Annotated in this window: 13 protein-coding genes and 1 tRNA gene; 6 read left to right on the top strand and 8 right to left on the bottom strand. The window is 62.6% G+C overall.

The window, feature by feature from the left end:
• Positions 1–53: 53 nt before the first annotated feature.
• The 8 genes from ACRWQA_RS07070 to ACRWQA_RS07035 all read right to left on the bottom strand — a co-directional run bounded on the left by ACRWQA_RS07070 (position 54) and on the right by ACRWQA_RS07035 (position 8,997).
• Entirely contained in the window at positions 54–1,727 is a 1,674-nt protein-coding gene (locus ACRWQA_RS07070) for a glycerol-3-phosphate dehydrogenase/oxidase (protein ID WP_434227810.1), read from the bottom strand.
• Between the two features lie 155 nt (positions 1,728–1,882).
• Complete coding sequence (locus ACRWQA_RS07065) at positions 1,883–3,625, bottom strand: ABC transporter substrate-binding protein (RefSeq protein WP_263580519.1); 1,743 nt, start codon at positions 3,623–3,625, stop codon at positions 1,883–1,885.
• 62 nt (positions 3,626–3,687) lie between these two features.
• Positions 3,688–3,960: a DUF2160 domain-containing protein gene (locus tag ACRWQA_RS07060; RefSeq protein WP_434227811.1), complete on the bottom strand. Its 273-nt coding sequence runs from the start codon at positions 3,958–3,960 to the stop codon at positions 3,688–3,690.
• Between the two features lie 16 nt (positions 3,961–3,976).
• Positions 3,977–4,870 (bottom strand): carbohydrate ABC transporter permease, encoded by an 894-nt coding sequence (locus ACRWQA_RS07055; protein WP_434227813.1) that lies wholly within the window; start codon positions 4,868–4,870, stop codon positions 3,977–3,979.
• Position 4,871: 1 nt separating this feature from the next.
• Positions 4,872–5,756, bottom strand: a complete 885-nt coding sequence (locus ACRWQA_RS07050) for a carbohydrate ABC transporter permease (protein ID WP_263580522.1) — start codon at positions 5,754–5,756, stop codon at positions 4,872–4,874.
• On the bottom strand, positions 5,753–6,850 hold the full coding sequence (locus tag ACRWQA_RS07045) for an ABC transporter ATP-binding protein (RefSeq protein ID WP_434227815.1): 1,098 nt from the start codon (positions 6,848–6,850) through the stop codon (positions 5,753–5,755). The genes ACRWQA_RS07050 and ACRWQA_RS07045 overlap by 4 nt, the downstream gene beginning before the upstream one ends.
• The gene (locus ACRWQA_RS07040; protein ID WP_263580524.1) at positions 6,850–7,938 is read right to left on the bottom strand and encodes an ABC transporter ATP-binding protein; all 1,089 of its coding nucleotides are present in this window, start codon (positions 7,936–7,938) and stop codon (positions 6,850–6,852) included. The genes ACRWQA_RS07045 and ACRWQA_RS07040 overlap by 1 nt, the downstream gene beginning before the upstream one ends.
• A 552-nt stretch (positions 7,939–8,490) precedes the next feature.
• A complete protein-coding gene (locus tag ACRWQA_RS07035) occupies positions 8,491–8,997 on the bottom strand; it encodes a YqaE/Pmp3 family membrane protein (RefSeq protein WP_263580525.1) in 507 nt (168 codons plus the stop codon).
• Positions 8,998–9,223: 226 nt separating this feature from the next.
• On the opposite strand from ACRWQA_RS07035, the gene ACRWQA_RS07030 reads away from it, so the two are divergent.
• From ACRWQA_RS07030 to putA, 6 genes are all read left to right on the top strand, one after another.
• Complete coding sequence (locus tag ACRWQA_RS07030; RefSeq protein WP_263580526.1) at positions 9,224–9,631, top strand: CBS domain-containing protein; 408 nt, start codon at positions 9,224–9,226, stop codon at positions 9,629–9,631.
• A gap of 130 nt (positions 9,632–9,761) precedes the next feature.
• Positions 9,762–10,004: a hypothetical protein gene (locus ACRWQA_RS07025; RefSeq protein ID WP_263580527.1), complete on the top strand. Its 243-nt coding sequence runs from the start codon at positions 9,762–9,764 to the stop codon at positions 10,002–10,004.
• Positions 9,984–10,057 (top strand) — tRNA-Gly (locus tag ACRWQA_RS07020). The genes ACRWQA_RS07025 and ACRWQA_RS07020 overlap by 21 nt, the downstream gene beginning before the upstream one ends.
• A gap of 73 nt (positions 10,058–10,130) precedes the next feature.
• Positions 10,131–10,505 carry a hypothetical protein gene (locus ACRWQA_RS07015; RefSeq protein WP_263580528.1) on the top strand — a complete coding sequence of 125 codons (375 nt, stop codon included), beginning with the start codon at positions 10,131–10,133 and terminating at the stop codon, positions 10,503–10,505.
• Between the two features lie 50 nt (positions 10,506–10,555).
• A complete protein-coding gene (locus ACRWQA_RS07010) occupies positions 10,556–11,368 on the top strand; it encodes a helix-turn-helix transcriptional regulator (protein ID WP_434227818.1) in 813 nt (270 codons plus the stop codon).
• Positions 11,369–11,546: 178 nt separating this feature from the next.
• Complete coding sequence (putA, locus tag ACRWQA_RS07005) at positions 11,547–14,738, top strand: bifunctional proline dehydrogenase/L-glutamate gamma-semialdehyde dehydrogenase PutA (protein ID WP_434227820.1); 3,192 nt, start codon at positions 11,547–11,549, stop codon at positions 14,736–14,738.
• Positions 14,739–14,752 lie beyond the last annotated feature (14 nt).

Here is a 14,752-nt window from a genome sequence, read left to right as displayed (position 1 = left end):
GGCATTATACCGGCAAGGCGCCCCTCTTCAACGCGCTGCATGGCGCTGCTTAGTCACATCCGCGGCGCTGTGGAGCCCAGTGCTTCGTCAGGTACATCGACGAGGCTCTCCCCGCGCTCGCGCCGCGTGGTGGCGAAGTACTCCTCCAGACGCGCATCGGCTGCCCCGCCGAACAGGATCTCGCACGCCTCGCGCAGTCCCGGAGATCGGCGCATTGCCTCTTCGTGTACCACCAAGGCGATCTTGGAGCGCCGCCGAAGGAAATCCTCCAGTCGCGTGATCATCTCGCGGCGCTTGGCATAGCGCAGCTCGCAGCGCAGGTACTCGGTGCCCTCGATCAGAACCTCGGCCTGGCGCGGATCCTCGCGGATCTCCTCGAGCATTTCCAGCGCATGGGTGCCGTAGCGTCGCCACAATCGGGTCGAAAGCGGCTCGGAAGCGTCGCTCGCTGTCATGGCATCAAGTCTCATCAGCTTCGCCTGGTGAAGAAACTCGCGGCGTACCTGAGCGGGCGGTTCGCCATACCAGCGATGCTTCGGATAAGGCACTTCGATCCCCATTTCACCTACCGTCGCGACGATCTCCTCGCCCACGTTGAGGCAGTCGGTGAGCTTGCCACCGAAGATGCTCAGGTGGGCATCACGCTGATTGACGTCGATGGCATGTTTGCGCGAGAGCTGAAGGAAGTCACGCTCGCCGCCACCTTCGGACCTGACCGCCAGTGGGCGCACCCCACAGCGGATGGAGATGATGTCCTCCTTGCCCAGCGGCTTGTCGAGCTCCAGGCGCTTGTTGATATTGTCGAGCACGAAGCGGATATCCGCTTCGGTTGCCGCCACCTCGGGGCGCTCGACGCGAGTGTCGGTAGTACCGATACAGGTGCGCGGGCCCATGGGAATGACGAAGAACAGCCGGCCATCGTCGGCGAAGAACGCCAGCACGCGCCGGCTGTCGGTCAGCCGCGGCACGATCAGGTGAATGCCCTTGGAGTAGACGTGACAATGATCCGTGGCCTGACCGGTGAGGCTGTTGTGCTCGTCCACCCAGGGGCCAGCGGCGTTGATCAGCACCTTCGAGCGGATCTCGATATCGCCGCCATCGATCACGTCGCGCGCACGCGTGACCCAAAGGCTGCCCTGGCGCTCGGCTCCCAGCGATTCGACGTAGTTCACCGCCACGCCGCCGTAGTTGAGTGCGCCACGAACGAAGTTGAAGACGAAGCGGGCATCGTTGTCGTGCAGGTAGGCATCGGAGTACTCGAAACCGCCGATGGCGCTGTGCGTATCGATGATCGCTTCGCTCTGGTGAATCGCCTCCGGCGAGAGAAAACGCGGGATACGTGTGAAACCGTTGCCGATCAGCCAATAGAGCCAGGCTCCGGCCCACAAGTAGCGGGGATGGTAGCGAAACCCCCGTGTAATGGTGGTGAGGAAGCGGATCTCCTGAACCGTGGAGGGATAACTCCTGATCAGGTGGTTGCGGCTCATGCAGAGCTTGCGCACCAACGCGAAGTCGCGACTCTCCATGTACTTGATGCCGCCCCACACCAGGTTGGAGGAGTGCATGCTGGTGCTGCCGGCGAAATCGCCACGCTCGATCAGGGCGACCCGCACCCCCTTGCCGGCCAGGGCCGCCGCCGCCGAGGCGCCATTGATGCCCCCGCCCACGATGAGGACGTCGAATACCTCGCCGTCGAGTTTGTCGATGTTGCTGCTACGCAGTTCCATGTGCGGACCTTTTACAAGCAAAAGCCCCGCTCGGCGAGCGCCGAACGGGGCCTGGGATGACCCGTACGGGCTACCGGAAACACGTGATTCGATACGGGCCCGGCACGCACGTACCGGGCCTTGGCCGAGTCGGACGCTTGCCCGAGATCCGCCTCTTATTGACGTGTGCCGGCAGCCATCCACTCCTCCATCATCTCGTCGTAGGGCACGGTGGTCCCCTGCGGCATCTCGTCATCCAGCTTGGCCTTGGGCGAGCCCTCCTGCGACAGCCACTCCTCGGGGTCGCGCTCCTCGTTCAGCACCGGAGGATAGGACTCGAACACATTGGCCCGAGCCAGGCGCGACATGATGTTATCGAGTTCCCTGGCCAGGTCGTCGAGCGCCTCCTGCGGCGTGACCTCGCCACTGACGGCAGGCGCGAGGTTCTGCCACCACAGCGGTGCCATGCGCGGATAGTCGGGCACGTTGGTGGAGGACGGCGTCCAATTGGACTCGTTGGGGCTACGGTAGAACTCCACCAGGCCGCCCAGCTTCGGTGCCATCTCGGTCATCTGGTCGGAGAAGATGTCGGACTCGCGAATCGGCGTGAGGCCGGCCATCAGCTTCTCCAGCGAAACCGTCTTGGCGGTGGCGAACTGGGCGAACAGCCAGGCCGCGGTGCGCCGATCCTCAGGAGTGGAATCGAAGAAGGTCCAGGAGCCCACGTCCTGGTAGCCGACCTTCATGCCCTCCTCCCAGTAAGGCCCGGTGGGCGAAGGCGCCATGCGCCACTTCGGATTGCCCTCGTCGTCGGTCACGGGCAGGCCCGGGTCGGTCATGTCGGCAGTGAAGGCGGTGTACCAGAAGATCTGCTGGGCGATATTGCCCTGTGCGGGCACCGGACCGGCCTCGCCGAAGGTCATGCCCTGCGCCTCGGGCGGCGCGTACTTGTCCAGCCACTCGACCATCTTGGTCACGGCGAATACCGAAGCGGGCGAGTTGGTGGCCCCGCCGCGGCTCACGCTGGCGCCGACCGGACGGCTCTCCTCGTCGACGCGAATGCCCCAGTCGTCCACCGGATTGCCGAACGGCACCCCTGGGCTGCCCATACCAGCCATGGAGAGCCAGGAATCGTGGAAGCGCCAGCCGAGCGAGGGGTCACGGCGCCCATAGTCCATGTGGCCATAAACCTGCTCGCCGTCGATCTCGCCCACATGTTCGGTGAAGAACTCGGCGATATCCTCGTAGGCGGTCCAATTGGTCGGCACGCCGAGATCGTAACCATAGGCCTCACGGAACTGCTCCTGGAGGTCCTCGCGCTGGAACCAGTCATAGCGGAACCAGTAGAGATTGGCGAACTGCTGGTCGGGTAGCTGGTAGAGGTTGCCATCCGGCCCGGTGCCGTACTGCAGACCGATGAAATCGTCCAGATCGAGCGTCGGCAGCGTGTAGTCGGCCCACTCGTTCTCCATCGCCTCGCTCAGGTTGATGGTGGTGCCGTAGCGGATATGCGTGCCGATGGCGTCCGAGTCGTTGACGTAACCGTCGTAGATGTTGCGACCGGTCTGCATCTGGGTCTGCATGTTGTCCACCACATCGCCCTCACCGATGATGTTGTGGGTGACCCGGATACCGGTAAGCTCTTCGAATGCCGGTGCCAGCACGTCGCGCTCCCAGACGTGGGTAGTGAGGCCCTCGGCGACGGTATTGATCTCCATGCCGCGGAACTGCTCGGCCGCCTGGGCGAACCACAGCAGCTCCTCGATCTGCTCCTCACGCGATAGGGTGGAATTCTGGAAATGCTGGTCGATCAGCCTCTCGGCAATCGCGCGGGCATCGTCGGATTGGGCGTGCAGCGAGGCCGAAGCAAGCAGCAGGCTGCCCGCTATGGCCGTCAGTTGGATCCTTTTATTCTTCATGTTGACCTCGTTCTGCGTGTGGTCGTCATCCTTGACACGGTTATCGTCCGTACAGCCTTGGTTCAGCCCCAGCGCATCAGCACCAGTAACCAGAGGACGGAAATCCCCAGGGCAAACCAAATAGAGAGCTCGGTGAAGCCGACCGTCATCAGGTGGATGTAGGCGGCCGAGAGCAGTCCGATGAAGAGCCGATCGCCGCGGGTCGTGGCGATCGGCAGGAAGCCCCGCCGCTCCACTGTGGGAGACGCCAGCTCCCAGGCCGTCATGCCGAGCAGTATGGCAGCGATGACGGAGAAGAAGATTGCCGTGGGTAGCGTCCAGACCATCCATTCCATTGCGGTTTCCTCCCCTTCAGGTGCGGCCCAGGGCGAAGCCCTTGGCGATATGGTTGCGCACGAAATAGACCACTACGATGCCCGGAATGATGGTCAGCACGCCGGCAGCGGCCAGCGTGCCCCAATCGATCCCCGACGCGGTGGAGGTGCGTGTCATGATCGAGGCAATCGGCTGCGCGTTGGTCGCGGTCAGGGTGCGCGAGAGCAGCAGCTCGACCCAGGAGAACATGAACAGGAAGAACAGCGTCACCCCGATCCCCGAGCGAATCATGGGGATGAAGATCTTCACGAAGAAAGCCGGGAAGCTGTAGCCGTCGATGTAGGCCGTCTCGTCGACTTCCTTGGGCACACTGCTCATGAAGCCCTCTAGAATCCATACCGCCAGCGGGATGTTGAACAGGCAGTGAGCCAGCGCCACGGCAACGTGGGTATCGAACAGCCCCACCGAATAGTAGAGCTGGAAGTAAGGCAACAAGAACACCGCCGGCGGCGCCATCAGGTTGGTCAGCAGCCAGAAGAACAGATGCTTGTCGCCGATGAACTTGAAGCGGCTGAAGGCATAGGCGGCGGGCAGCGCCACCGAAATGCTGATCAGCATGTTCATGAGCACATAGGCCAGCGAGTTGACATAGCCCATGTACCAGTTGGAATCGGTGAAGATCCCGATGTAGTTGCCCAAGGTGAAATTGTGTGGCCAGAACGAAAAGCTACCGAGGATCTCGCTGTTGGTCTGGAACGAGATGTTGAGCAGCCAGTAGATCGGTAGCAGCACGAACACGAGATAGAGCCCGAGCAGCGTGCGGCGACGCCAGCGAGTGGTGGCGGAGCGGGCCCGCTTGCGGCGCTTGGCGGCACTATCGGCAGCCTGCCGGCGTACGCTCTCGGGCGTGGTCGGTACGGAGCTGGTCATGTCAGGCTCCTCCCTGGGTGATGTTGTCTTTTTGGCTGTTCATGATCGCGGTGTAGAACACCCAGCAGACCAGCAGAATGATGAGGAAGTAGATCAGCGAGAACGCCGCCGAGGGCCCCAGGTCCTGCTGTGCGATGGCCATGGTGGTCAACGACTGGCTGAGGAAGGTGGTGGAACTTCCCGGTCCGCCGCCGGTGAGCACGAATGGCTCGGCATAGATCATGAAGGAGTGCATGAAGCGCAGCAGCACGCCGATTACCAGTACATTGGTGAGCTTGGGCAGCTGGATGTAGCGGAACACCGCCCACTTCGTGGCGCGGTCGATGCGCGCCGCCTGGTAATAGGCATCCGGGATCGAGCGCAGGCCGCTATAACACAGCAGCGCGATCAGCGGCGTCCAGTGCCACACGTCCATCAGGATGATCGTGGCCCAGGCATCCGTGGGGTTGCGGGTGATGTTATAGGCGTAGCCCAGCTCGCGAATACCCACGCCCATCAAGCCGATGTCACCACGGGTGAAGAGCTGCCAGATGCTACCTACCACGTTCCACGGAATCAGCAGCGGTAGCGTGATCAAGATCAGCACCGCGGAGGCCTGCCAGCCACGCTTGGGCATCAGCAGCGCGATGCCGATGCCGAGCGGTACCTCGATCGCCAGAATGGTGAAGGAGAAGGCGAACTGGCGCAGCAGCGCCGCCTGCAGGGAGCGGTCGTTGAGAATGGTCTCGAACCACTCGGTGCCGGTGAAGAAGCGCGTATTGGCATCGAATACGTCCTGCACCGAGTAATTGACCACCGTCATCAGCGGCACGATGGCCGAGAAGGCCACCAGCAGCAGCATGGGCAGGATGAGGAACCATGCCCGGTTGTTCTGGACCTTGTTCATTGCCCCACCTCCACGCGGAACTCGTCGATATAAAGGCTCAGCCAGGCCTCGGGAAAGCGAACGTGAGCGATACCTCCCGGTAGCGGCTGGTCTTCCCCCAGCCGGGCGCGGAAGGTCTCGCCTGCGAAGGTAAACGACACGACTCGATAGGTCCCGAGGTCCTGCGCCATGCCGACTTCCACCTCATAGGTGTCCTCGCCGGGTACGTTGGACATCTCGACGAACTCGGGGCGGATGCCCAGCTTGAGATTGCGCGAGCGGGACTGACGGATGACCTCCTGCATGGCCGGTGGCAGGGTCAGGTCGACGGTACCGGCACGCACACCGCCGTCGGTTCGCACGATCTCGACGAAGTTCATGCCGGGGCTGCCGATGAAGTAGCCGACGAAGGTGTGGGCCGGCGTCTCGAAGAGTTCGCGCGGAGTGCCGAACTGAACCACCTGCCCGTCGTACATGACCGCGATCTTGTCAGCGAAGGTAGAGGCTTCGAGCTGGTCGTGGGTCACGTAGATCATGGTGATGTTGAAGCGCTCGTGGATCTCCTTGAGCTTGCGCCGCAACTTCCACTTCAACTGCGGATCGATCACGGTAAGCGGCTCGTCGAAAAGGATCGCCGAGACATCGTCACGCACCAGGCCACGCCCCATGGAGACCTTCTGCTTCTCGTCGGCGGTGAGATTGCGCGCCTTGCGCCTGAGCAGCGAGGAAAGGTCGAGTACATCGGCCACTTCGCTGACCCGCTCGCGCACCTTGGCCTCGGGCGTGCCTACGTTGCGCAGAGGAAAGGCCAGATTGTCGTACACGGTCATGGTGTCGTAGACCACCGGGAACTGGAACACCTGGGCGATGTTGCGCTCCTCGGGAGGAAGCTCGTTCATCACCTGTTCATCGAACATCACCTGGCCATCCGAGGGCGTGAGCAGGCCGGAAATGATGTTGAGCAGTGTGGACTTGCCGCAGCCTGACGGTCCCAGCAAGGCATAGGCGCCCCCCTGCTGCCAGACGTGATCCATCTCGCGAATGGCGTAGTCCTCGGGGCCGGCAGGGTTGGCCGAATAACTGTGCGCCAGCGACTTGAGAGTGATCTGGGCCATCAGTGCGCTCCTGGGCGTGCGGGTATGTGCACGACGTCGCCATGCCGATCGAAGGCGTAGATCTTGTGGGTCGGGAAATAGACCTTGATCTCCTGGTCGACGGCGAACGGATGAATACCGGCCAGATGCAGCACCAGGTGGAAAATGTCGTTGTGGACGTGTAGGAAGGTTTCCGACCCGCTGATCTCGGCGATATCGACCTTCATCGTCAGCTCAAGGTCGTCCTCCGCCTGGGGTGCGAGCCCGATATGCGAGGCGCGCACGCCGAACTGGTACTGTCCGGGGGCCAGGTTTGCCAGGTCCCGATTGAGCGGAAAATGCACGTCGCGATCGAAGGTGACCTCAGAGCCCGAGACCATTGCCGGCATCACGTTGATCGGCGGCTCGGAGAACATTTCGGCGGTGAGGACATCGCGCGGTCGGTGATAGACGTCCTCGGTAGGGCCGTACTGCAGCAGCCGCCCCTCGTGAAGCACCCCGGTGTGCCCTCCCAGCGCCAATGCCTCGTTGGGCTCGGTGGTGGCGTACACGGCGATGCAGTTGCGCGCCTTGAACAATTCTCGCAGCTCCTCGCGGAACTCCTCGCGCAGCTTGTAATCGAGGTTGACCAGCGGTTCATCGAACAGGATCAGGTCGGCGTCCTTGACCAAGGCCCGGCCCATGGCGGTGCGCTGCTGCTGGCCGCCGGAGAGTTCCGCCGGGTAACGGTCGAGCAGGTGTTCGATATGCAGCATGCTGGCCGTATCGTGGACCCGCTGACGGATCTCCTCGGCCGGCACCCGTGCCAGCTTGAGCGGCGATGCGATGTTGTCGAAGACCGTCAGGCCCGGATAGTTGATGAACTGCTGATAGACCATCGAAACGTTACGCTTGCGCACCGAGATTCGCGTCACGTCCTCTCCATGCATCAGGACCCTGCCCCGGGTCGGCGTCTCGAGGCCGGCCATGATGCGCATCAGTGTCGTCTTGCCGGCCAGGGTTCGCCCCAGCAGTACGTTGAAGGAGCCGGGAGCCAACTCGAGGTTGACTCCCTCGATATGCGTGGCCCCATTGACCACATGGTCGATGTTTTCCAATATCAGAGACATGCTGAACTCTTTGTCATCGTTATCGAGTCGTTGGGTGAAGCGACGCAGTCGAGCTTCGAAACGCTTGCGGTGTTGCCGCGGCGCTGCTTGTCCGCTCCGAGCCGCCGCCGACCTGGGGAGGCTCCTGCTCGCCACGCATCGCATCGCGCGCCGTAGGCAAGCGGCGAGAATCGTGCACAGATCGGTCGTGCCTTGATCGATGAGGAGGTGGATGGAACATGGGTCTCGCCCTGTTATTCTTGTCGAGTCGTTCGTCATCGAGGTTGTGGCAGAGAAACGAACAGAGCACCGAAAACCAATGTTCGCTTTTGATCAAAAATAAACCCCGGATGTTCGATTTACGATAGCGAGACTAGCTCAGAGACCGAAGCGCAGCAACGCTCATGTTCGAATACGGACTTATACCATAGTCTAATTTCAAGGATAATCAGGATAATACGGCGACCATCGGCCCCCGAGACCATTCGGAACCCACCCTGCCGCTTCCAACCCTCCTGTTCGGTTCCGAAGATATCTTCACGATACCGAAACCCAAGCCAGCTCCAGCGGATCTCAACCCAGCCTGCGGTTCAACCATGACCAGGCATAGAGGCAGCCCGGCACCCAGCCCAGCAGAGTAAGGAACAGGCAGACGATGACGCGCCCGCCACCTCCTTGCGCAAGGCCAACGGCAAGGGGAGGCAGCAGCACTGCTAGCGCCTTGTAGGAGAAGCGCAGAGCCGCGGATTCCTGCCATGCAGGTATCGACGGAACCGGACTGGCATCGGCCGGCGGTACGTACTCCTGCACCGCCGCGTTCGTCTCGTGCTCCGTAGGCGCGGACTCCCGGCCCTGGCGATGCGCCTCGTGGTCGATCTTCTGGTCGATGGTTTCGGCACCTTCAGCCAGTTCCTCGTGATAGCGCTGCCAGTCCTCCCAGTCGTAGGGTGTACCGGCGTGGGGCTGGTGCCCTCCGGCCTGACGGGCACGCTCCCATGCCTTCTCCTCCAGGGTGTTGGGGCGCTCCTCATCTCGACGGCCGTCGAGCCCCTTTCTTGCCAGGTATTCGCGAGCGTCCATAACCACCTCCCGTCATGCATCGTGATGCCAGGTTCGCTGGGCTTGCCTGTCAAACTAGACCAGGTTCCGTTGCTTGGAGTGAGTCTGTGCGGATCATGTTCCGCTTCCGCCCTGATCGCGAGGGAACCTAGCGTTGGCCAGGTGTTGAAGACCTTCCTTATATCCGAGTCGACTCGGCTATGCTGAAAGTGTCCCGCCGAGAGCGTTCGGAACAAGGAGATGCGCCATGCCCAACAGGGCCCCTACCATCGTTCGCGAGATCATGTCCCGGGATTGCTACCGGGTCACAGGCAACATGTCGATCACCACTCTGGCCAAAGGCCTGGCCTTGCACCGTCTGCCTGGCGTGCCGGTGGTCGATGATCATGACCAACTGATCGGCTTCATCTCCGAGCAGGACGTGCTGGGCAAGCTGCTCCAGAGTGCCTACCTCAACGACGAGGCACCGCTGGTGAAGGAGCTGATGCGCAACGAGGTCCTGTCCGTCTCACCCACAAAGAGCATTACCGACCTGGCCCAGGAGATGCTCGGCCAGAAACCCAAGGTCTTTCCTGTGACCGAGCAAGGCCGCCTGTGCGGCATCGTGACCCGTCGCGATGTGCTGATCGCCATTCTGCGCATGCGACACAGCTGAGCCCTCCCGGCTGGAAAGCAGCACGAAACCTACCCCGCGGAGAATCGGACGAGCCCTGCTCCGGCAGGGCTCGTTCGTACCGTGAACGCCTGAACACCCAGCACAAAAAAAACCGCCCATGAGGGAAGTCATGGGCGGCAAGATCGAAACTGCGAGCCAGAACAACAGTGTTAGCGACTGCCATCGCGCTGTTGCCTGTACCAGATATGACAGCAGCAAGCAAAAAAGTTCGCCAGTGTTCGATAATTTTTTTGTCGTTCTTGAAAAAACAACCACTTGTGGGCCAGGAAAAGGGAAATTCACACGACGGCTTGCAAAGCTCAAACCCTTGCTTTTACTATCGAAACGCCTCGCGGGTGTAGCTCAATGGTAGAGCAGAAGCTTCCCAAGCTTAAGACGAGGGTTCGATTCCCTTCACCCGCTCCAGTCCCGCAGCCGCCGCCTAGCCAAGTGGCTTCGACGCCTGTCGGCGCGTCCTCATCCCCAGCGTGGCTCTACCATGGCACTCTTCCTGCTCATCTTCGCCGTCTGCCTGTTCGTCATCGGCGGCGTGGTGCTGATTCTGCTGTTCTCGCGCACGCCGCGCTATCGCACCGAACCGGAGCAGCTGCTCGAGCTGTTCGACAAGGCGCTGGCCAATCAGGTCAAGGAGAACGAGTGGAACGTCGTGATCAACTATCCGATCCGCCACGACGAGTATCTCGACGGAGTGCGACGCCGCGCGCAGCACCTGATGCAGGAGCATGGACGCCCCTGGCAGGTGGCCCAGGGCAAGCCCCTGCTCGACAAGGTCGGCCGAGATGAGCTGGCCGCCCTGCGCAGCCACCTGGCTTCCCATCAGCGCCTGCGGGAGCGGCAACGTAACCAGCCGTAGCGCTGAATGTGATATGCTCGGACGCGCCAGCCTGCACGCGGGAGCCCCATATGCCCAGTATCATACGCCAGACTCCGCTCGATACCGCGACTCAGCACCATGCCCATGATTTTCACCAGATCGTCATCGGTCTACAGGGGCAGGCGGAATTCGAGATCGAAGGGCTGGGCGGTGCGATCTCGGCTTTTTCCGGCTGCATCGTGCCCGCCAACCATGTGCACTATTACATGGGGCATGGCGAGAACCGTCAGCTCATTCTCGACCTGCCCGCTACAGCCCCTTCGCTCACCGGCTATCACCACGAGCTGTCGCAGCTGTTCGATGCCCCCCGCTTCTTCGCGCTGGACAAGCCACTCAAGCACTATCTGGACTTTCTGTTGCTCGAGCAGGCCAGCAGCCTGCAGAGCTTGAGCAACGCCCAGAGCGACCGTCTGGCGGCGACCTTTCTCGGCTGCCTGCACGCCAGGCTTGCCGGAGTAACGACACCACCGTCGATGCATCGGCTCGATCTCGCCAAGCTCGACCAATTCATCGACCGCCACCTGTCCTGCGCGATCTCGGTGGCCGACCTCGCCGCGCAGGCATGCCTCAGCGAAGCGCATTTCCGCAGTCGCTTCCGTGAGCAGACCGGCCTCTCCCCTTGGCAGTACGTTCGCCGTCGCCGCCTGGAAGCAGCCCGGCGGTTGCTCGAGGAGAGCCGCATGCCCCTGTCGCAGATCGCCCTGAATACCGGCTTCGCCCACCAGAGCGCTCTGTCTCACGCATTCCGCAGCGCTTTCGGCTGCCCACCCAGTCAGCTTCGGCGCAACAAGCTAAGCAATTCCACGGCGCTCACCGCAAACCGTCTACGACATACGACTTAAGTCGCAATTGCAATCCCCGCACCGGAAAATCCCGCGAATTCTGCAAAACCTCCCGGGGTTTTGACAAGCAAGCCCGCCGCTGCCCCCCTACAGTCAAGGGTGACACACCCATGTTCGGGCGGTACGCCTGAGACATGGCTCTTGCCGTTTCAGGACGGGTGACCTTCGGGGAATTCATATGCTCAATGCCAAAACAATGCTGGACGCTGCCTCCTGGCAGCAGGATCTCGATACCCTGTTCTCGCGCATCAGCGATCATTACATCGTGGACGAGGAAGCCTTCGTCCAGGAACTGGTCAACGTACTCAGCGCCAATCCTGAAGACTTCCGGCGCATCGCGGGCAAGACCGCCGAACTCGTCCGCGAGGTTCGTGAGATGGATACCGCCGTGGACACCATCGACGAGCTGCTGCAGCAGTACAGCCTCGACACTCACGAGGGGCTGATGCTGATGTGCCTGGCCGAGGCCATGCTGCGCATTCCCGACACGGCCACCGCCGATGCGCTGATCGAAGACAAGCTGGGCCCTGCCGACTGGAAGGCGCACATGGGTCAGAGCGACTCCTGGCTGGTCAACGCCTCGACTTGGGGGCTGTTGATGACAGGCCGCGTGGTCACGCTCGACAAGCCCCGCGACGGCAAGCCCTCGGGCTTCATCAATCGTCTGGTCAACCGCATGGGCGAGCCGGTGATCCGCCGTGCCATGTACGAAGCGATGAAGATCATGGGCAAGCAATTCGTGCTCGGCCGTGACATCGACGAGGCCCTGAAGCGTTCCCGCCCGCTGTTCGACAAGGGCTATACCTACTCCTACGACATGCTGGGCGAAGCAGCGCGTACCCGCGCCGACGCCAGGCGCTACTTCGACGACTACGCTCGCGCCATCGAACGTGTCGGCCAGACCAGCACCAAGCTCTCCGAGCGCACCCCGGCACCTTCGGTATCGATCAAGCTTTCGGCGCTGCATCCACGCTACGAATTCGGCCGCCGCGCACAGGTCCTGCGCGAGCTGGTCGGTAGCGTACGCGAACTGGCCGGCATGGCGCGTCAGCGCAACGTGGCACTGACCATCGATGCCGAAGAAGTCGACCGCCTGGAGCTCTCCCTGGAAGTGTTCCGCGCCATCTACGAAAGCGATACCTGCAAAGGCTGGGGTCACTTCGGGCTGGTGGTGCAGGCTTACTCCAAGCGTGCGCTGCCGGTACTGCACTACCTCAACCGCCTGGCCGAACGCCAGGGCGACGAGATTCCGGTACGCCTGGTCAAGGGCGCCTACTGGGACAGCGAGATCAAGGAATCGCAGCAGCTCGGCGTGGAAGGCTACCCGGTCTACACGCGCAAGGCCTGCACCGACGTGGCCTACCTGGTCTGCGCACGTTTCCTGCTCTCCGGCCAGACCCGGGGCCGGATCTTCCCGCAGTTCGCCACCCACAACGCCCACACCATCAGCACCATCCTCGAGATGGGCAACGAGGCCACCCGGCCCTTCGAGTTCCAGCGCCTGCACGGCATGGGCGAGGCGCTCTACGACGCGGCGCTCAAGCGCGCCCCGCAGGGCACCTACTGCCGCATCTATGCCCCGGTGGGCGCGCACAAGGATCTGCTGCCCTACCTGGTGCGCCGCTTGCTGGAGAATGGCGCCAACTCGTCGTTCGTACACCAGTTGGTCGACCCCAAGGTGCCGGTGGAAACGCTCTGCGTGCACCCGGTGGAAACGCTGGGCCAGTACCGCACCTTCGCCAACCCGAGGATTCCCCTGCCCAAGGACATTTACGGCAGCAAGCGCCGTAACTCGCGAGGCGTAAATCTCAACGTGCGCAGCCAGTACGACCCGCTGATGAAGGCCATGGAGGGATTCATGGAGCGCAGCTACGAGGTCGGTCCACTGCTCGCCTTCGAAGTGACGCGCGACCCGGCCAGCGTGCACGAGGTGTTCAGCCCCTATGATCGCCATCAGCGGGTCGGCAGCGTTCAGTGGACCAGCCGCGACCAGGCCGCCCGCGCCGTGGATGCCGCCTGGGCCGCGTTCCCACGCTGGGAGGCCACGCCTGTCGCCGAGCGCGCCGCCATCATTCGCCGCCTGGGCGACCTGATGGAGGAGAACATGGCCGAGCTGATGACGCTGTGTTCCCGCGAGGGCGGCAAGCTGCTCACCGACGGCGTCGACGAGATCCGCGAAGCGGTGGATTTCTGTCGCTATTACGCCATGCGCGCCGAGGAACAGTTCGGCGAGCCGATCGAACTGCCCGGACCCACTGGCGAGTCGAACCGGCTGATGCTGGGCGGCAAGGGCGTGTTCGCCGCGATCAGCCCGTGGAACTTCCCGGTAGCGATCTTCTGCGGCCAGATGGTGGCCGCCGCCGTGGCCGGCAACAGCGTGCTGGCCAAGCCCGCCGAACAGACCTCCCTCGTCGCCCATCGCGTGGTGGAACTGCTACATGAAGCCGGCATGCCGCGCGATGTGGTGCAGCTGTTGCCGGGCGACGGCCCTACCGTAGGCAGCGTGCTCACCTCCGACCCGCGCATCACCGGTGTCGCTTTCACCGGCGGCACCGACACCGCCCAGATCATCAACCGCGCGCTGGCCGCGAGAGAGAACGCCCCGCTGCCGGCACTGGTCGCCGAGACCGGCGGCATGAATGCGCTGATCGTCGACTCCACCGCATTGCCGGAGCAGGTCGTGGCCGACGTGGTCCAGTCCGCTTACCAGAGCGCCGGCCAGCGCTGCAGCGCGCTGCGCGTACTCTATCTTCAGGACGACGTGGCCGACCGGGTCATCGAGATCCTGCGCGGCGCCATGGACGAACTGCACGTCGGCGACCCACGCGACCTGGGAACCGACGTCGGACCGGTCATCGATGAGGATGCGCGCAGGAACCTGATGGCGCATATCGAGAAGCTCAAGGGCGAAGGGCGCCTGCTGGCCGAAACCCGCCTGGATCCGGCTCACACCGCCACGGGTACATTCGTACCGCCGACTGCCTTCGCCATCGATGCCATCGATGCCCTGGAGCGGGAACAGTTCGGCCCCGTCCTGCACGTGGTGCGCTACAAGGCCAGTGAGATCGAGCGGGTACTCGAATCGATCAATGCCAAGGGCTACGGGCTGACGTTCGGCGTGCATAGCCGCAATGAATCCTTCGCCCAGCTCGTTGCGCAGAGGATTCGCGTTGGCAATGTTTACATCAACCGGAATATCATCGGCGCCGTCGTTGGCGTCCAACCCTTCGGCGGCCAGGGTCTCTCCGGCACCGGCCCCAAGGCTGGCGGTCCGCACTACCTGCTTCGCTTCGCCACGGAGAAAACGGTGACCGTCAACACCGCCGCGCTGGGTGGCAACGCGTCACTGCTTGCGCTGGGAGACGAGTGACCCTCACTCGTCAT

The sequence above is a fragment of the Billgrantia sp. C5P2 genome (assembly GCF_051062895.2).
Note: the sequence above shows the minus strand (reverse complement) of the source record. Positions and strands in the feature narration are given on the sequence as shown.